Annotated in this window: 11 protein-coding genes; 5 read left to right on the top strand and 6 right to left on the bottom strand. The window is 70.1% G+C overall.

Going from position 1 to position 19,019, the window contains the following annotated elements:
* Positions 1-3,648, top strand: a 3,648-nt coding sequence (locus ACWDSL_RS42660; RefSeq protein ID WP_450493742.1) for a multifunctional oxoglutarate decarboxylase/oxoglutarate dehydrogenase thiamine pyrophosphate-binding subunit/dihydrolipoyllysine-residue succinyltransferase subunit, incomplete at its 5' end; no start/stop codon positions are given.
* Between the two features lie 100 nt (positions 3,649-3,748).
* On the opposite strand, the gene fxsT is transcribed toward ACWDSL_RS42660, so the two are convergent.
* The 5 genes from fxsT to ACWDSL_RS42635 all read right to left on the bottom strand — a co-directional run bounded on the left by fxsT (position 3,749) and on the right by ACWDSL_RS42635 (position 12,369).
* Complete coding sequence (fxsT, locus tag ACWDSL_RS42655) at positions 3,749-7,654, bottom strand: FxSxx-COOH system tetratricopeptide repeat protein (protein WP_450493740.1); 3,906 nt, start codon at positions 7,652-7,654, stop codon at positions 3,749-3,751.
* Positions 7,655-7,926: 272 nt separating this feature from the next.
* Complete coding sequence (locus ACWDSL_RS42650) at positions 7,927-9,117, bottom strand: S8 family peptidase (protein WP_450493739.1); 1,191 nt, start codon at positions 9,115-9,117, stop codon at positions 7,927-7,929.
* Positions 9,114-9,827, bottom strand: coding sequence for a hypothetical protein (locus ACWDSL_RS42645; protein WP_450493738.1), 714 nt, complete (start codon positions 9,825-9,827; stop codon positions 9,114-9,116). The genes ACWDSL_RS42650 and ACWDSL_RS42645 overlap by 4 nt, the downstream gene beginning before the upstream one ends.
* A 439-nt stretch (positions 9,828-10,266) precedes the next feature.
* Positions 10,267-11,751 carry an MFS transporter gene (locus tag ACWDSL_RS42640; RefSeq protein WP_450493736.1) on the bottom strand — a complete coding sequence of 495 codons (1,485 nt, stop codon included), beginning with the start codon at positions 11,749-11,751 and terminating at the stop codon, positions 10,267-10,269.
* 93 nt (positions 11,752-11,844) lie between these two features.
* Positions 11,845-12,369 carry a cupin domain-containing protein gene (locus tag ACWDSL_RS42635; RefSeq protein ID WP_450493735.1) on the bottom strand — a complete coding sequence of 175 codons (525 nt, stop codon included), beginning with the start codon at positions 12,367-12,369 and terminating at the stop codon, positions 11,845-11,847.
* 277 nt (positions 12,370-12,646) lie between these two features.
* Between ACWDSL_RS42635 and ACWDSL_RS42630 the strand changes: the two genes are divergently transcribed.
* A complete protein-coding gene (locus tag ACWDSL_RS42630) occupies positions 12,647-12,862 on the top strand; it encodes a DUF397 domain-containing protein (RefSeq protein WP_450493733.1) in 216 nt (71 codons plus the stop codon).
* Positions 12,863-12,931: 69 nt separating this feature from the next.
* Here the strand turns inward: ACWDSL_RS42630 and ACWDSL_RS42625 are convergent, their stop codons facing one another.
* The gene (locus ACWDSL_RS42625) at positions 12,932-14,071 is read right to left on the bottom strand and encodes a methyltransferase domain-containing protein (RefSeq protein ID WP_450493731.1); all 1,140 of its coding nucleotides are present in this window, start codon (positions 14,069-14,071) and stop codon (positions 12,932-12,934) included.
* 438 nt (positions 14,072-14,509) lie between these two features.
* Between ACWDSL_RS42625 and ACWDSL_RS42620 the strand changes: the two genes are divergently transcribed.
* From ACWDSL_RS42620 to ACWDSL_RS42610, 3 genes are read left to right on the top strand one after another with little or no spacing between them, the layout of a single operon-like run.
* Positions 14,510-15,769, top strand: coding sequence for a helix-turn-helix domain-containing protein (locus tag ACWDSL_RS42620; RefSeq protein WP_450493729.1), 1,260 nt, complete (start codon positions 14,510-14,512; stop codon positions 15,767-15,769).
* 29 nt (positions 15,770-15,798) lie between these two features.
* Positions 15,799-16,275 carry a hypothetical protein gene (locus ACWDSL_RS42615; RefSeq protein WP_450493727.1) on the top strand — a complete coding sequence of 159 codons (477 nt, stop codon included), beginning with the start codon at positions 15,799-15,801 and terminating at the stop codon, positions 16,273-16,275.
* Positions 16,272-18,425, top strand: coding sequence for a tetratricopeptide repeat protein (locus ACWDSL_RS42610; RefSeq protein ID WP_450493726.1), 2,154 nt, complete (start codon positions 16,272-16,274; stop codon positions 18,423-18,425). The genes ACWDSL_RS42615 and ACWDSL_RS42610 overlap by 4 nt, the downstream gene beginning before the upstream one ends.
* Positions 18,426-19,019: the final 594 nt, after the last annotated feature.

Below are 19,019 nucleotides of genomic sequence, written 5' to 3'. Positions count from 1 at the left end.
CACCGCCGAACCCGCTCCCCACGCTCAGCACCACCTCGACGCGCTGCTCGCGGGCGACCAGCGGGGTGTAGTCGAGGTCCGGCCCCGGTGAGCAACGGTGCCGCGCCGGCTCCGGCGAAGCCCGCCGCCCAGGCCGCTCCGGCTCCGGCTCCGGCTCCGGTGAAGCCTGCGGCTCCGGCCCCGGCCGCCGCTCCGGCGAAGGCCGCGCCGGCGCCCGCGAAGGCCGCGCCCGCTGCCAAGGCCGCTCCGGCCAAGGCAGCCGAGCCGGCCGCCCCGGGCGCCGGTCCGGAGTACGTCACGCTGCGTGGCCCCTCGGCCGCCGTCGCGAAGAACATGAACGCCAGCCTCGGGCTGCCGACGGCCACCTCCGTGCGCGCCGTCCCGGTCAAGCTGCTGTTCGACAACCGCATCGTCATCAACAACCACCTCAAGCGCGCCCGCGGCGGCAAGGTGTCCTTCACGCACCTGATCGGCTACGCCATGGTGCAGGCGCTGAAGGCGATGCCCTCGATGAACCACTCGTTCGCCGAGAAGGACGGCAAGCCGACCCTGGTCAAGCCCGAGCACGTCAACCTCGGCCTCGCCATCGACCTGGTCAAGCCCAACGGCGACCGCCAGCTCGTCGTCGCGGCGATCAAGAAGGCCGAGACGCTGAACTTCTTCGAGTTCTGGCAGGCCTACGAGGACATCGTCCGCCGCGCCCGCGCGAACAAGCTGACGATGGACGACTTCACCGGCGTCACGGCCTCGCTGACCAACCCGGGCGGCATCGGCACCGTGCACTCCGTGCCGCGGCTGATGCCCGGGCAGGGCGTGATCATCGGCGTCGGCGCCATGGACTACCCGGCCGAGTTCCAGGGCACGTCGCAGGACACCCTGAACAAGCTGGGCATCTCCAAGGTCATGACGCTGACCAGCACCTATGACCACCGGGTGATCCAGGGCGCCGCCTCCGGCGAGTTCCTGCGGATCATGAGCCAGCTACTGCTCGGCGAGAACGACTTCTACGACGAGATCTTCAAGGCGCTGCGGATCCCGTACGAGCCGGTCCGCTGGCTGCGCGACATCGACGTCTCGCACGACGACGACGTCACCAAGGCCGCGCGCGTCTTCGACCTGATCCACTCCTACCGGGTCCGCGGCCATGTCATGGCCGACACCGACCCGCTGGAGTACCGCCAGCGCAAGCACCCCGACCTGGACATCATCGAGCACGGCCTCACCCTGTGGGACCTGGAGCGCGAGTTCGCGGTCGGCGGCTTCGCCGGCAAGACGATGATGAACCTGCGCGACATCCTGGGCGTGCTGCGCGACTCGTACTGCCGCACCACCGGCATCGAGTTCATGCACATCCAGGACCCGAAGCAGCGCAAGTGGATCCAGGACCGTGTGGAGCGCCCGCACGCCAAGCCGGAGCGCGACGAGCAGCTGCGGATCCTGCGCCGGCTCAACGCGGCCGAGGCGTTCGAGACCTTCCTGCAGACGAAGTACGTCGGCCAGAAGCGCTTCTCGCTGGAGGGCGGCGAGTCCGTCATCCCGCTGCTCGACGCGGTGCTGGACGCGGCCGCCGAGTCGCGCCTGGACGAGGTCGTCATCGGCATGTCCCACCGCGGCCGGCTCAACGTCCTCGCCAACATCGTCGGCAAGTCGTACGCGCAGATCTTCCGCGAGTTCGAGGGCAACCTCGACCCGAAGTCGATGCACGGCTCCGGCGACGTGAAGTACCACCTGGGCGCCGAGGGCACCTTCACCGGCCTGGACGGCGAGCAGATCGCCGTCTCGCTGACCGCCAACCCCTCCCACCTGGAGGCGGTGGACCCGGTCCTGGAGGGCGTGGTCCGCGCCAAGCAGGACATCATCGGCAAGGCCGGCACCGACTTCACCGTCCTGCCCGTCGCCCTGCACGGCGACGCCGCCTTCGCGGGCCAGGGCGTCGTGGCCGAGACGCTGAACATGTCGCAGCTGCGCGGCTACCGCACCGGCGGCACCGTGCACATCGTCATCAACAACCAGGTCGGCTTCACCGCCGCCCCGGCCGCGTCCCGCTCCTCGATGTACGCCACGGACGTCGCGCGCATGATCGAGGCGCCGATCTTCCACGTCAACGGCGACGACCCGGAGGCCGTGGTGCGCGTCGCGCGCCTCGCCTTCGAGTTCCGCCAGGCGTTCAACAAGGACGTGGTCATCGACCTCATCTGCTACCGCCGCCGCGGTCACAACGAGACCGACAACCCCGGCTTCACCCAGCCGCTGATGTACGACCTGATCGACAAGAAGCGCTCGGTGCGCAAGCTCTACACCGAGTCGCTGATCGGTCGCGGCGACATCACCCTGGAAGAGGCCGAGCAGGCGCTGCAGGACTTCCAGGGCCAGCTGGAGAAGGTCTTCACCGAGGTCCGCGACGCCACCTCGCACCCGGCCCCGACCGCGGTCCCCGAGCCTCAGCCGGAGTTCCCGGTGGCGGTCTCCACGGCCGTCAGCCAGGAGGTCGTCAAGCGGATCGCCGAGTCCCAGGTCAACATCCCCGACCGGATCACCGTCCACCCGCGGCTGTACCCGCAGCTCCAGCGGCGCGCGGCGATGATCGAGGACGACACGATCGACTGGGGCATGGGCGAGACCCTGGCCATCGGCTCGCTGCTGATGGAGGGCACCCCCGTCCGGCTGGCCGGCCAGGACTCCCGCCGCGGCACCTTCGGCCAGCGCCACGCGGTGCTGGTGGACCGGCAGACCGGCGAGGACTACACCCCGCTGCTCTACCTCAACGACGAGCAGGCCCGCTACAACGTCTACGACTCGCTGCTCAGCGAGTACGCGGCGATGGGCTTCGAGTACGGCTACTCGCTGGCCCGGCCGGACGCGCTGGTCATGTGGGAGGCCCAGTTCGGTGACTTCGTCAACGGCGCGCAGACGATCGTCGACGAGTTCATCAGCTCGGCCGAGCAGAAGTGGGGCCAGACCTCCGGCGTCACGCTGCTCCTCCCGCACGGCTACGAGGGCCAGGGCCCGGACCACTCCTCGGCCCGTATCGAGCGCTTCCTCCAGCTGTGCGGGCAGAACAACATGACGGTCGCCGCGCCGACGCTGCCGTCGAACTACTTCCACCTGCTGCGCTGGCAGGTCCACAACCCGCACCACAAGCCGCTGGTCGTCTTCACCCCGAAGTCGATGCTGCGGCTGAAGGCGGCGGCCTCCAAGACCGAGGAGTTCCTGAACGGAGCCTTCCGCCCGGTCATCGGGGACGAGACGGTCGACCCGGCCGCGGTCCGCAAGGTCGTCTTCACCTCCGGCAAGGTCTACTACGACCTGGCCGCCGAGCGGGACAAGCGCGGGCTGACGGACACGGCCATCATCCGGCTGGAGCGGCTGTACCCGCTGCCGGGCGCCGAGCTGCAGGCCGAGATCGCCAAGTACTCCGGCGTCCAGAAGTTCGTCTGGGCGCAGGAGGAGCCGGCGAACCAGGGCGCGTGGCCGTTCGTCGCGCTCAACCTGATCGACCACCTGGAGCTCTCGGTGGGCGCGGACCTGCCGGCCTCCGAGCGGCTCGTCCGGGTGTCCCGGCCGCACTCCTCCTCCCCGGCGGTGGGGTCGAACAAGCGGCACCAGGCGGAGCAGCAGGCGCTGGCCAGCGAGGTCTTCGAGATCTGACCGGCTGCGGATCGTATCCGTACGGAAGGCCCGGCTCCCGCGAGATGCGGGGGCCGGGCCTTCCGGCGTGGTGGCCCATACGTCAGATACGTCAGATACGTCAGACGGGCAGGGGCGCGAAGTCCCACAGGGGGCGTACGTGTTCACGTGCCGCCACCACCTGAGGGTGATCCGGCTCCCCCAGGACGTCCCGCAGATCGTCGATGGCCGCCCGCTCGATCGCCCACGCCTCGTCCCGTCCGCCCTTGATCTCCCGCAGGTCCGCGGCGAGCGCGAGCCGAGCCGTGAGGGTCAGCGGATGCCGCTGGCCCAGCACCGTCCCGGCCCGCAGCGAGGCCTCCCGGCTCAGCGCACAGGCGTCCGTCCTGTCCCCTACGGCCTGGTAGGCGGCGGCGGTGTTGACAGCGACCCCCAGCGTCCAGGGGTGGTCCTCGCCGAGCGCCGCGGTCATATCGGTGAGGGCCTTCTCCAGCACCGCCCGCGCCTGTTCGTCCTCGCCCTGCTCCAGCAGCAGGAGCCCGCTGTTCGCCGCTGCCCCGCCGGCGTACGGGTGCAGATCTCCCAGGGTCGCCCGGTAGGCATCCGTGACGAAGTCCCCCACCTCCCTGGCCTGTTCGAGGCGGCCTCTCCGCCCCAGCGCACACGAATAGTGAGAGGCGATCAGCAGAGACAGCGGCGCGGCCTCGCCCAGCAGCCGCCGCGCGCGGTCCAGCACCACGGCGAGCAGGGCCGTACCGGATTCCACCTCACCGCAGTTGAGCCGGCACACCGCCAGGGCACACTCGGCCGACAGCGTGTGCGGGGTCTCGCTCCCCACGGCGGCGTGGTGCCGCTCGACGCTGCGGGACTGGTGGGCCAGGGCCTCCGTATAGCGGCCCGTCATCAGCAGGTCCCAGGCGTAGTCCGTCTCGGAGGCCAGCGTCTCGAGATGGTCGCTCCCCAGGATCGCTCTCCGGCGCTCCAGGACCGGCTCGTCCACGTCCAGCGCCGACTGATAATGGCCGAGCGCCCGCAGCGAGGCGGCCAGTTCGGCCCGAGCGCGTAGGTGGTCCGGGCCGTCCTTGGGCGGCGGGGAGAGGTCCGCCTGCCGCTGGCAGAGCTCGTACGCCTCGGCGTAGCGGCCCAGGCCCCGCAGGTCGGCGGAGAGCGCGTTCATCGCGGCGGGCGAGCCGGCCTCGTCAGCCTCGTCCAGGACCCCCCGGTCCAGCCGCTCGGCCCGGGCGTAGTTCCCGGTCGCCCGCAGCAGGGCGGTACAGCGCAGGATCAGCTCCCCGTCCAGCGCAGGCGCATCGGTGACCTTGTCGACGAGGCGCAGGGCCGTCGCATAATCGCCCCTGAGCGTCAGATACGTCAGGCAGTCGAGGCCCAGCCGACCGCCCGACCATTCGAGATACGGCACGAGCTCGGCGTAGCGCGGCCAGGTGGCGGGGTACTCGGGCGGTCCCGGGCGCGCCGCGACGAGGGCATGACGGATGACCCGGGCGTCCTTGTCCCGGCGGTCGTCCGGCCTCCTTCTGCGGACCGCGTCACAGACGAAGCGGTGCAGTTGCAGCACCTCCGCCTCCCTCCGGACCGCGGAGTGCTGCACCAGCTTGCCCACAGTGACCTCGAAGTGGGTGGGGTCCTCCAGCAGCGACGCCAGCGCCGGGGAGACCAGCTCGCCCGGGACGGCCCGCAGCAGCGCGAGCGGCACCGGGCCCGGCCCGAAGACCGCGCACAGCTGGAGCAGATCGGCCGCCAGCTGTGAGTGGGTCTGCAACCGCCGGATCAGCTCCTTGAAGGCGGAGGCGTACGGCGCCGAGTACGCCGCTCCGGCCTTCACGGGCACCGGCCCGCCCTCGCCGAGCCTGCCGATGTATTCCTCGGCCGCCGTCGTCGAGCCGTGCAGCCACGCCGCCGTCTGGTCGAGCGGCAGCGGCAGGTCCTCCACAGCGGCGGCGAGTGCGACGGCGTCCTGGCGGCCCAGCCGTGGGGCGCGGGCGCGTACGAACGCCACGCTCTCGTCCCTGCTGAACGGCGGCACGTCCAGCAGCTCGACGTAGTGGTCGCCCCAGCCACGGTTCTGCGAGGTGATCAGCACATGGCCGCGCCCGCCCGGCAGCAGATCGGCGACGGCCTCCGGACTGTCGGCCCCGTCGAGCACGAGCAACCAGCGGTCGGAGGGCACGCCCCGCCGCAAATTGTCCCGCGCGGCCCCGACCCGGGCGAATGTGGAGTATCCCTGAACCTCCTTGCCCAGGTCGGCGAGATGCCCACCGAGCCGCTCCTCCAGCGCTCCTCGCTCATGCGCGGCGGCCCACCACACCACGTCGTACTCGGCGCCGAAGCGATACGCGTACTCGACGGCGAGCTGGGTCTTGCCGATGCCCGGCAGCCCCACGAGCGCGCACACGGCGGCCTCGGCGGGGGCACCCCGCAGAAAGTCGTTGATCCGCTCCAGGAGAACGTCGCGGCCGGTGAAGGTGGGATTGCGGCGCGGCACCCCGTCCCACAGCTCGGGCGGGTCCCCGGGCAGCCGTGACCTGTGCCGACCGCTCTCTGTCCTGGCAGGGGCCGCATCCACCCCGAGCGCCCGCAGCAGCCGCCGCTCGCACTCCTCCTCGTCGCCCCCCAACAGCCCGACGGCCCCCAGCCGGGCGACGACGACCGGCAACGGGTGACGACTGACGACGAAGGCGGCGATCCGGTCCGCCCGTTGGCGTACGGCAACGCTTTCCAGCGCCGCCTCCCACTCCTCCTCGGTACGGGCCGAATCGAGGCCGAAGAAGTGCTCGCTCAGCAGCAGCAGATGGAAGGCGTCGTCGCCGAGCAGATCGGCCACCGCACGGTCCAGGTCCGCGGACGGCTCGGCCGCGGGGTCCCAGCGCCGGACGGTGATCTCCTCCCGCGCGACGCCCGTCGCCTCCAGGCGCTGGGCGACCCAGGCCGCCCAGGGGCGGTTGGGCCCGGCGTACGTCACAGTGACGGGCAGATAGCCGGGGAGACCGCCGGACGGGCCGGGGGGCGACGGCTGGTGTACGTATATGTCCGTGCGGTGACCCACGACCATCTGTCCCGAGACCGCGCCCGAGAACTGACGCGTGTCCGAGAACGGTTGCGGGTCCTGCTGCGGGTCCGGGGCGGCCGTTCCCGTCCACAGCCGGTCAAGCTCCTGCTCCAGCCGCCGGGCCCGCTCCTCCGCGGCGCTGGCCTGCTCCTCCGCCAGCCACAGCCGGTGCGCCACCGGGTCCTCGGCCTCGGCCTGCTCGGCCGCCGCCTCCTCCCCCGCCTGCAGCTGGTGCTCCAGCTCCTCGCACCGCCGCTCGGCCTCCAGCGCCTGCCGCCGCGCCCGACCCAACTCGCCCTGCAACCGGGCGACTTCCTCCTTCAGCCGGTCCCGTTCACCCTGTAACCGCTCCCGCTCGTCCCGCAGCAGCTCCACCTCGGCGCCGCGCCCGTCGCGCCCGCTACGGCCGTCGCGCTCGACCGACATCGACACGGCGAGCTGCCGCTGCTCGATCTCCATCTCCGCGATCCGCTGTTTCCGCGCCTGCAACGCCTCGGTCAGCGCCTCCGCCCGCACCTCGGCGTGCTGGCGCTGCCGGTCGGCGTCGGCGAGCTGGTCACGCAGGTTCTGAAGCTCCCAGCCGGCCCTGTTGGTGGCCTGCAACGCCCGCCGTTGCAGACCGTGCACATGGGTGATGACCTCGGGCGAGGACGGCCGCCCGGTGGCCTTGGCGGCGTGGGTCAGCAGCGTGTCCACGAACTCGGCCGGGGCGACGACAGTCCCGTTCAGATAGCGCGACACGGTGCCCGGGTCGCGGTACACCCGCAACGCGAACACCCGCAGGGACACCCCGACCGCCCCGAACAGCCCCCGCAGGCCCGCCGCCAGCTCGGCGCAGGGCGGGGCCACATGTTCCGGTATCGGCTTGAGGTCACCGACCCGCCCGGTGTCCTCCGCCGGCCGCCCCTCACCCTCGAGCGGCACCAACTCCCCGCGCAGCTCCTCGTCGTCGTCCTCCACGCACGCCCCTCCCCTGTCGCACCCAAGCCGTTGCGGCAACCGGCAACGCGTGACACCTGCCGCAACACCCGGCGCCCCACGCAAGGTGAACGTACCCGGCGAATCGACCGGTCGCACGGAAAGGACCCCACCCCATGCCACCCGCCAACCACCCCACCCCCCGCCCGCTCCTCGCCCTCGCCGCCGCAGCGGTGTCGGGCGCCGTACGCGCCCTGGTGGGCTGGCTGCTGGAGCGGACGGTGGGCTGAGCGCCCGTCACTTGGACAGCCGCCTCAGGCCGCGGCTCGTTGTCTCCTGCCCTTACGGAAGAGCAGCAGCCCCCAGACCACCAGGAGCACACCCCCACCGGCCGCGCCGAGGCCGATGGCGAGCAGCTCCGTCTCCATCGGCGGATGGGAGATCCTGCTGGTGCCGGTGGGCGACGCGAAGTGCTTGGCGCTTCCCTTGTACGGCTTCGGCGCGGTGTCGACCTTCGGCGGGTTCGCCGCCGCGCGCACCGCGGCCGCGGCGTTGATCTGACCGGCACCGACGAACGCGTTGTGCCCGCCTGCCGGACGGTCGGCCGTGCGCATCAGGATCGCGCGGGTCTGCGCCGGGGTCAGGTCCGGGTTCTTCGCCAGTATCAGCGCGGTGACACCGGCGGCGAGCGCCGCCGCCGGGGAGGTGCCGTTGATCTGGCGGTAGCCGCCGTTCTTGTCGGCGCTGGTGATGTCGACACCGGGGGCGGCGATGGTGTTGTGGGTGCGCACCGTGGAGAAGTCGGCGCGCTGCCCGCCGGGCTTGGTCGCGGCGACGGAGATCACTTCCGCGTATCCCGCGGGGAAGTTGCCGTCGTTGAGCTCGTCTCCGCTGTTGCCCGCGCTGGCCAGTACGGTGACGCCCTTCTGCACGGCGCGGGCTATGGCTGACACCTCGGTGCCGTCCAGGTCGCCGAACAGACCTCCGCCGAGGGACAACGAGATCACGTCGGCGTTGTTCTCCACCGCGAAATCGATGCCCTTGGCGAGCGGAGTGATGCCGTCCTTCAGTCGCTCGAACTTCTCTTCATCACTGTCGTTGATCACCCGAGCCGTGATGATCTTGGCCTTGGGCGCGACCTTGAGGACGTCCGAGACCATGGCGGTGCCGTGCTCGCCGTACCCGGCGTCACCGGACTTGAGGCCGTCGGAGTTGTAGAAATCGGGGCCGATTTTGGTCACCCGGCCCTTGAGCGCCGGGTGGTCGGGGTTGATGCCGCTGTCCAGCACCGCCACGGTCACACCTTCGCCCTGGGTGCTTTGGTGCGCCGCGGGCAGGCCGAGGGCCGCCGACTCCCAGCCGGCCGGGGCGTTCTCGGCGGCTGCGGCGGGGACGGCGCCCCAGGAGAGAGCCGCGCCCATGAGGACCGTCAGGGCGGCACCGCTGACCGCGGTGTTGCGTATGGACCGGGTGGATCGGGTGGATCGGTTGGATCGGGTGCTCACCGCGGGTCTCCCATCTGCAGGCGATCGACATGGGCGCGGAAGAGACCGACGAGGTCTTCGGCGTTGGCGTGCCAGGACTCGTGGTCGGTGTCGTTGCCCCCGTAATCGCCCCATTCGCCGGGCAGAACACCCGCGACGTAGCCGTCCACGGAGCCGATGCCGGCACCCAGGACGTACGGCAGGTTCTCGCCGTACGCCGCGGTGACGTAGGCGCCGTTGCGGTCCTTCCACTTGGCGGCCAGGGTGCCGGGCACCGCGTACGGGGCGACCGCGCCCTCGGTGTCGCGCTTGTCCTCGTAGACCGCGACGACCTTCTCCTTCGGCCCGCCCTCGGCAGAGCCCTCGGGTAGCACCACGAGCGCGACCGTCGCGACCATGTTCCCGGTCGAGTCGACGTATGTGGCGCGCAGGACCGCCTTGCAGCCGTTGTCCTTGGCGGCCTTCAGCGTCTCGCGCGTGAGGCCCTTGTCGCAGTCGGTCTCCGGTGATATCCCGACGCGGTTCCACAGCGCTTGCTTACGGTCGTAGAGCCCGCCGTTGTAGCCACCACGGCCGCCGAGCGTCGCCGGGAACACCTTGTCCACCGCTTCGTCACGCCACATCACGTTGCCGTATTCGTAGTTCCGCAGCTCCTGGCGGGAGTTGCTGTAGGCGTGCGCGGTGAGCGCGCCACCGCCGATGAGCAGCAGCGCTCCGACGGCGGCGAGCACCGAACCCATCACCTTCCGGCCACCGCCACCACCTCCGGAACCCCCGTTCGGCGGGGGCTGCGGCGGCCAGGGCGCCTGTCCGGGAGGCGGGAAGGCTGTGCCCGGGGGCGGGACGACTGCGCCCGGGGGTGGGGGCGGGAAGGCGGCGCCATGGGGTGGGACGGCTGCGCCCGGTGGTGGTGTGGGCGGCATCGGCGGCTGCTGAGAATACGGATACGGATTCGGACTGCCCGGGGTGACAGGCGGCGGGTAGGACATCTGGACTCCCAATCCCCCCATAAAGACTTTCTGATGGGAGCGGCCGCCCTCCCCTAGCTGCGGAAATGCTCAGCTCACCGGCCCGGCCGCGACGTTCCCGGCGAGGATACGGCAGGCGGTGGCGGCCGAGGCCGTTGCCCCTGGTCCTCTGGTCCTTGCCGGGGAAGTGGCCGTCACCACGTCAGACATGGGCTGCGGCGGGCCGGGAGTCGACAGCCTCGGTGGTGTGCTCGGCCACCGGCTCGGCCACCCGCTCCGGCGCGGGCCGACGCAGCCCCAGCGCGACCAGAGCAGTGACCACGATCCCCGCCGCCGCGACGAAGACCGCCGTACGCAGCCCGTCCGTGGTGGCCGCGCGCAGCGCCTCGCCGCGCTGCCCGTCGAGGCCCGCGCCCGCGACCGCGACCAGCAGGGCGAGCCCCACCGCGCCACCGACCTGCTGGCTGGTCGAGGCGACACCCGACGCGGCACCCTGCTCCTGGGGCGCCACCCCGAGGGCGGCGGCCCCGAACATCAGGGTGTAGCCCGCACCCTGGCCAAGACCCATGACCACCAGCCCGGGGACCAGTGCGAGGTACGAGGCGTCGACGGACATCGAGGCCCCGACCACCACCGTGCCCACCGCGCCGACCACCAGCCCCGCGATCAGCACCGCGCGAACGCCGTACCGCGTCGCCAGGCGGCCGGCGGTCTGCGAGCCGACCGCGATCGCGACCATGGGGACCAGGCACGCCAGCCCGGCGGCCAGCGCGTCGTAGCCGTGCACGCCCTGGAAGTAGCCGGTCAGGAAGTACATCAGCGTGCCGAACGTCCCCATGTAGAGGAAGGTGACCACGGTCCCGACACTCAGATTGCGGTTGGCGAACAGCCGCGGCGGCAGCAGAGGATCCGCGCTGTGCCGCTCCACCGCGACGAACACCGCCAGCAGCACCGCCCCCGCGGCCGCCGAGCCCAGCACGGCGGGTGAGGTCCAGCCCGACTCGGGCCCCTCCACCAGCGCGAACACGACGGCGGCGACCGCGACCGTGGAGGTCAGCGCCCCGGCGATGTCGAACGAACGGCCACCGGCGCGCGGGGCGTCCGGGGCGATCAGTACGTACGTCAGCCCGGCCGCGAGCCCCGCGAGCGGCACGTTCACGAAGAAGACTGAGGACCAGCCGAACGCGTCGGTGAGCACACCGCCCAGCAGCGACCCGAGGATCAAGCCACTGCCACCCGCCGTCCCCCACACCGCGAACGCCCCGTTGCGCTCCCGCCCTTCAGGAAAACTCGTCGAGACGAGCGTCAGCGTGGCTGGGAACAGAAACGCCCCGCCGACCCCCTGTACCGCACGGGCGGCGACAAGCAGCCCCGGTGTCCCGGCCACCCCGCCGAGCAGCGAGGCGACCGCGTAGAGCCCGAGTCCCAGCGCGAACATCCGGCGCGGCCCGAACAGATCGCTGGCCCGGCCGCCCAGCAGCAGAAAGCCACCGAAGGCGACGGCGTACGCGCTGATGACCCACTGGAGGTCGGCTGCCGAGAAGCCGAGGCCGGAGCCGATCTCGGGGAGGGCGACGTACACGATGTTGTAGTCGATCGAGATGATCAGCTGGGCGAAGGCCAGCAGAGCGAGGGTGAGGCCGAGCCGCCGGGGTGGTGGCGGGGCGGGGGTACTGGTGGAGGGCATGGCAGAGCCTGCTTTCGACGCATGGGGATGGGGGCGCGGACGGGGTTGCGGTGAGGGGGTGGTGGGGCCGTGTCTCCCGGCCCCGACCCCGGCTCAGTTGCTCGTACGGCGCCCGGCGAGCTCGTCCTGCCACACGGGGCTCTCGAAGTAGTGGTTGTCGTACGTCTCGGAGCTCTCGCGTATCTCCTGCACGCTCGCCTCGCCCCGGTACACGCGCTCCAGCAGCCGGTAGTAGTCGAAGCGGTGCAGCCCCGGCGTGAACACCACCAGCAACTCCGCGGTGCTGTCCGCCGCCGGCGCGAACGCGTGCGGGACGGTCGGCGGCACGGTCAGGAAGTCGCCCTTGCCGAGGATGTGCACCTCGTCGCCGACCAGGATCCGCATCGCGCCGTCGAGCACGAAGAACATCTCGGTGGCCTTGGTGTGGAAGTGCGCCGGAGCCCCGGGCGACCCCTTCTCGAAGGTCGCCTTGTTGGCGGTGAGCGCCCCGCCGGTCACACCCGCGTCGGCGAGCAGCGTGATCAGGCTGGTGGCGCCGTCCTGAAGCGTCTCGGCCTGCTCGGCGCGGACGAGGACGGGGGCGGTGGTGGCGGCGGTGGTGGTGGTGTTGATGTTCACGGTGGCTCCTAGTTGCTTGTGGCGGTTGTCCCCTTGACACCAACAAAACTAGGTCGCCGAAAGACCCATTGGATGGTTCATTCAGGCGCCGAATCCATGGGTCAATTTGGCGGGCGCCGGCAGCTCCCCGGCCGTCTCGCGGGCCTCACTGTTGGATGCTTCCGTCGCACATCTATTACGCGATGGGTACCAGCAGACCTACCATTCGCACGGGCGTACGACCGTCGCCCAAAGAATCGACGAGGCCGATCCAAACCACCATGGAGGTCTGCGACTCATGCCAACCACCCCCGACCTGAGCACGGCTGTGTGGCGCAAGTCCAGCTACAGCAACACCCAGGGAGGCTCATGCGTTGAGGTCGTCGACGGCATATCCGGGATAGTTCCGCTCCGCGACAGCAAGAACCCCGAGGGCCCGGCCCTGGTCTTCGAGTCCGCAACCTGGACCTCGTTCGTGCAGGCCGTCAAGCGCGGGGAGTTCCACGCCGCCTGAGCCCTGGATACGAGACACGGACACGCCGTGGCGTCGGCGTGTCCGTGTCCTGGTCGGGCCACCGCCACTTCAGACAGGCAGCTCCCACCGACGGCCACGATCCGGGTCCGCGTGCCATACGACCTGCCGGTCAGCGGTCACCGTGAGCCCGAACTCGTAAAGCTCCGGCTCCCCGGCCGCCCGCCACCACTGGTACGCGCCCTCCACCTCGGCGAAGAGGTCTCGTGGGCCCCATTGCTGGATGCCTCCGTCGCGTACGTACGCCCACGAGTCGGCCGTGGCGAACCACCACGCGTCACCCTCCCGGTCGGCATACACACCGGGAAGCCGGAGGCCCAACGCGAACCGTGCGTGAAAGTTGTCGTCCAGGAACGACAGGTCGAGGTCGGTACGGCTGTCGCGGCTCTCCTCCCAGGACTCGGCGGTGTACACGTCCTTGAGCAGGGATTTCGGGCGCCGCTGCCCCCGAAGATCCATGAACGACATCGGGTGCCCGAAGTGTCCGCTCGCGGAACCGCCGTCCTCCGACACCTGCAAGCAGGCCATTCCGTGAGGCTGCAGCGTCGTCTTCCACGGGGTGACGATCAGGCCACCGGGCCGGGTCTGCTCCACCCACGCGAAGGGAACTCGGTGCAGCGACGCCGTACACAACACCCGGTCGTACGGTGCGCCGCCCGCCCAACCGCACTCACCGTCGCCCGCCACCACGCGCGGCAGATACCCAGCTGCGGCCAGCCGTCGAACGGCCCCCTCCGCCAGCCCGGCATCCACCTCGACCGACACGACGTTCGCCTCCCCGGCCCGCTCGCAGAGCAGCGCGGCGTTGTAGCCGGTACCGGTGCCGATTTCGAGCACCTTCAGACCGGGGCGCACATCGGCGGCGGCGAGCATGGTGAACACCGCGTTCGGGGCGCTGATCGAGCTGGTGGGCAGGGCTCCTCGCGCGTCCGCGTCTCTGCCGTCGACCTGCCCGTCGTCCACCTGTGTGACCAAGGGGTGCTGCGGGTCGTACACCAACGCGGCCCACGTGTCCGGTTCGTCGGAGGCGCGAACCGGCCGGTAGGCGTCCTCCCGCCAAACCCATACGGTGTCGGGCACGAACGCATGGCGCGGCACCTTGAGGAAGGTCTCGCGCATCCAGGGCGCGGGAAACCCGTCCAGGCCGCCGATGATCTCGGCAACCTGGACGCGCAGTTCATCGAGGGTCATTTGCGGTGCGTCCCGCCACCCGGCTTCGACACATCCGGGTGCTGACTGTCGCTGTCACTCGGCGACGGCTCCTTCGGCTGGGGGTTCGGGGCTGGTGGCTTTCCATGGCTACCCATCGGCTTTCCTTCCTTTCGTTCGTTCCAGCGCACGGCTCAAGGCGGGGCTACCTTGACGCTGACGGCAGCGCGGGCACTCGCACGGCGGCCAGACGGACGACAGGCTGAATGGATCGCCATAGGCCATGGGCGGGCACGCTAATGAGCAGACACTCGTCCGCTTCCCCGTCTCGGGATTGACCTTGTACACCTTGATCGTCATCGCAGACATGAGATGGCGGCTCCGGACTGGTTCGGCGGTTTTGCGTCCGATCCACCTTTTCGAGGGGTAACCATCGCCGACCAGCCCAACTCCCTATAGCACCGCCCTATAGTCGAAACCATGGTGAACCAGTCGGCACCAGAACCGGCACCGAACCTGTGGACGCACCCCCGGCTGGCCGCCGCAACCGCCGACGAGAACTGGCAGCAGCTCTTCCGCGTGTGGCGTCAGCTGACCGGCACCAGCCAGACCCGACTCGGCGCGCTCGTGGGACTGGCACAATCCGACGTCTCCGAGATCGAACGCGGGCGGCGGCGAGTGACCTCTTCGGAGGTGCGGCAACGCATCATCGACGGGTTGGACGTTCCAGCCGAGCTTCTTACTGGCGCTCCGCGACCGATTCCGACGCCCGTCAGCTCGCTCGGACTGACTTCCCTCGCTCCCGACCCCGATCTGCTCGACCGGCTGACGAAAGTCGTGGCGTCCCCCGCGAGGGTCGACCACGCGACCTTGGACTGGCTCGACCGGCTGCTCGCCGAGCATCGCCGGGCAGAGGACGACCTCGGTTCGAGGCCACTCGTCGGCATCATGCGACAGCAGTTGAGCACCGTCGCCGATCTGTACGCAGGCGCATCTGGCGTGTTGACGACCCGGGTTGTACGGCTCGCGTCCGAACACGCGCAGTTCCTCGCCTGGATGGCGCAGGACCAGGGCGACTCAGCCGCCGCCCTCGCCTGGTACGACCGCTCCCACGAGTGGGCTCTGGAAGCCGACGAGCCCGATATGGCGGCGACGACTCTCAGCATGAAGGCGCATCTAGCCTGGTCAGCAGGGAACGGCCAGCGGTGCGTCCGCCTCGGCCAGGCCGCACGCAGGGCCTTCCCGGGGGTCTCGCTGGGTGTCCAGGGCATGGCGGCGCAAATGGAAGCCCGTGGCCACGCGTTGACGGGCCAGGCCGACGCGGCCCATCGACTCCTCGACGAGGCAGAGCGACTCATCTACCGCGCCGCAGAAAGGCCCGAGGACGAGCCACCGTGGATGTATTTCTACGGCGAGAACTGGTTCACGCTGCAACGCGGCATGGCCGAGATGCATCTGCGCCACTGGGACGGCGCTGTCGAATTGCTGCGTACGGGAATCAGTGTCCTGCCCGTCCAGTACCGCCGCGACCGCGCCTGGTACGGCGCTTGCTTGGCCCATGCGCTCGCCGCAGCCGGTCACGTCGACACCGCGGTACGGACCGCAGTCGACTGTGCCGATGACGCGGCCGATGTCGGCCGCCCCCACGCCTGGGACGAACTGCACACCACCGCAGCGCTGCTGATGCGGCGCGGCGCACCTCAAGCGCGCACCCTGGTCGATGCCTTGCGCGACTACTGATCCCCTCGACGGGCCCATTTCCAGTGCGTTTGTCCGGCTCGCTGATTAATCTGGGACGACGGAACAGCGGCTGTTTCGGGGGCGAGTTCGTGGATCCGGAGATGGTCGCGCTGGCGGGTACGGCGGGAACGACCCTGGTCACCATGTTGACAACCGAGGCGTGGCAAAGCGTCAGAGAAGGCTTCGCCTCGTTATGGCGTCGTGCTCAGCCGGACCGGGCCGACGCAATTTCCGCCGAGCTCGATGCGACGCGCAGCGACCTGCTCGCTGCGCAGGCCAATGGTGACCTCGACTCCCGCGAGGAGTTGGGCGCCGAGTGGCAGGGGCGCGTCCGGCGGCTGCTCGTGACCTATCCGGAGGAGATGGAGGCGTTGCAGGCGCTGCTGAACGAACTGGCACCGCACACACCCACACCCGACGTCCCATCGGTGACTCAGCACGCCACCGCCTCCGGCCAAGCCCGGGTCTACCAGGCCGGCCGCGACCAGAACTTCGGCCAACGATGAGCGGCCGCAACGACGCCCGGGCCGACGGCCGAGGCCGCGTGTACCAAGCCTCTGGTGACCAGCACATCACCGAGCACCACCATCACGCCCCCGACTGGTCGGGGCCCGACTCCGTACGCCGCCCGGCGGTCGGCCGTGCTCCCGTGGTGCTTCGCGACCGGGCCGGGGAGATGGACCGGCTGCGGGCCGCCGTTGAACCCGGCGTCGGCAACCGCGTCTACGTCCTCCACGGCCTGGGTGGATGCGGCAAGACCGCTGTCGCCTATGCGCTCTTCCACCACGCCACCGGCGAGGCCCGTCGACTCGGGCTGTGGGTCAACGCATCCGACCCCGCCTCCCTACGCTCCGGCATGCTCGCCGTCGCAGCCGACCGCGGAGCCACCGACGGCGAACTGATGGGGGCACGCACCGGATTGCGCCCGGCCGCCGACCTCGTGTGGCACTACCTCGACCACTCCGACCAGCCCTGGCTGCTGGTCCTCGACAATGCCGATACCCCGGCCATCCTCCGCGACGGCGGCTGGTTGCGTACCAGTCCCACCGGCACTGTCGTCGTCACAACCCGACAAGCGGCGGCTCACTGGTGGCCTGGTGCCGAGCTCCTGCAATTCGGCGTACTTCCGCGCGAGGACGCCGCTCTCGTACTCCGCGACCTCGCGCCGCATGCTGGATCGGTCGAGGACGCCGGGGATGTCGCCGACCGCCTCGGACGATTGCCCCTGGCACTCACCCTGGCCGGCGGATTCCTTGCCCACCAGGTGATCGACCCATGGACTCTCGCGGATTACGGCCGCCGGCTGGACGGCGGCGGCTCCGGTCTCAGCCCCACCGATACCGCCGATCCCATCGAGCTCATCGACCAGGGCGCCGCAGCCGTCGGCGGTGACTCGCGTCATCTGCTCAGCCACACCTGGCAGCTTTCCCTCGATGCCCTCGCCACCCAAGGCCTGCCCGAAGCGGGCCGCCTGCTGAGCCTCCTCGCTTGCTGGTCCAGTGATCCGTTGCCACTGTCGGTTCTCTCCGGGGCCGAACTCGACCCAGTACTCCCGGCGTTTCGCGTGGAATCAGCCCTGCGCGGACTCCTTGATCACTCTCTGACCGAGCTCGTACCTGGGGAGATGCGCTGCCTGCGCACCCACGGCGTACTCCTCGACAGCGTGGCCCGAACCACGCCCGATGACCAGCGCGAACAGCTCTCGGCCGCGGCCGCCCGCCTACTTCTCGCTGTCCTGCCTGAGGTGCCCGACCGAGGGGCGCAGGAACCCCGGGTGAACCTGCTCGCGCCGCATGTGATCGCGCTACTGCGGAAAACAGCGAATTGGGCGCCCGGTCAACCGACAGTGGAAGCGGCGGCGGAGTGCGCTCTTCGGCTCGTCACCGCTGTCCACAGAGCCGGCGACTACGCCTCAGCTCTCAGCTTGGGCAGCGAGGCCGTGGAGTTGGTAACTCCCCGGCTGGGAGCGAGCCATGTCTTGGTTATCAGGCTGCGTCAGCGTGTCGGGCGGGCTCTTTTTCGGCTTGGCCGATTCGAGGAGTCCGAAGCCCTATATCTGCACGTGCTGGAGGACTGCGAACAGACGCTGGGCCCAACAGCACCGGATACGCTGCAAACTTGTCTGAAGCTGGCCGGTCCGCTCTTCAATCTTGGCCGTGAGCAGGATGGCACCTCGCTGACGCGTCGAGCGGCCGAGGGCCACGCCCAAACCTTGGGTCCTACGCACCCCCTTACGCTTCTCGCGAGGTCGTCTCTCCTGGAGGTATCCACCCAGCCGGCCGACGTAGCCGCAGGCTCGGACCTGGTCGCGGATTGCCTTCGTGAGGTCGGAGAAGACCATTCCATCACGCTTGATACACGGCTCAACTATGCATACGCGCTCAATCAAGGAGGGCGATCCGCGGAGGCTCTACCACACATTCGCCCCGCCTTCGCGGAGTATGTACGACGCTTCGGCCCTGATTACCCGATCGCGCTGAACGCCCGGGCAACACTCAGCATGACTCTGGCAGCACTGGGCCAATACGCAGAGGCTATCGAGCTCGCAGAGAACCTTGTGGAGAGACGAACCAGGGCGCTCGGCCCAGATCATCCCTGGACACTTTTCGCCAAGGACCTCTTGGAACAATATCGACGCTCACAAAGAACCCGGTGAGTGCCGAGTCAGGGTGCCGACTTGGCCAGGTTCCTCCGCCCGGCGGTTGGCTGGTCACAACGAGGCTCCGCTGTACTCCGCCCGCGGCTGCTGCCGCGCGATGGCCGGACGAAGGGACCAGCGGTGCGCTCGACCAGGGCACGCGAGCGCGACGAACGGGCCACCGACTGCTGGACGGCATGGCCCGGACGCCACGTGCAGGCATCGTCTCGCGCCTTCGGCGCACAGCGGCCAGCAACGGGAAGGGGACGCCGGCGGCATCGTCGCCATCCAACCCACCGGGCCTCCACCGGCCGACAGATGACGGAGCGGCGGGAGGTCGCCCGGAGCGGTGGGCGCCGGTCCGATTGGGGGCCTCGGCCCCCCTCTTAAAAAAGTGATTGCTTTATATCAAGTACCGCATCAAGCGATAATTTACGAGGGGGTGGGTGGAGGGACGGCCCTGTCCCCCCGGTGCTCGCCTGTCCGTCGCACTCCCGGGCCCGGTCGAGCGCACCGTTGGGGCGCGTTGAGTTTGTGGTGAGTATGAGACAGCGACACGCCGACGTTACGGCGTGCCGCTGTCTCATCGAAGCCGCTTGGTGCGCCGGCCCC

The organism is Streptomyces sp. NPDC000941, from assembly GCF_053599555.1.
Note: the sequence above shows the minus strand (reverse complement) of the source record. Positions and strands in the feature narration are given on the sequence as shown.

Bases quoted from the DNA above. Each gene is read 5' to 3' on its own strand.
- ACWDSL_RS42640 (WP_450493736.1), bottom strand. From the start codon at position 11,751: ATGCCCTCCACCAGTACCCCCGCCCCGCCACCACCCCGGCGGCTCGGC.
- ACWDSL_RS42630 (WP_450493733.1), top strand. From the start codon at position 12,647: ATGCCAACCACCCCCGACCTGAGCACGGCTGTGTGGCGCAAGTCCAGC.
- ACWDSL_RS42625 (WP_450493731.1), bottom strand. From the start codon at position 14,071: ATGACCCTCGATGAACTGCGCGTCCAGGTTGCCGAGATCATCGGCGGC.
- ACWDSL_RS42620 (WP_450493729.1), top strand. From the start codon at position 14,510: ATGGTGAACCAGTCGGCACCAGAACCGGCACCGAACCTGTGGACGCAC.
- ACWDSL_RS42610 (WP_450493726.1), top strand. From the start codon at position 16,272: ATGAGCGGCCGCAACGACGCCCGGGCCGACGGCCGAGGCCGCGTGTAC.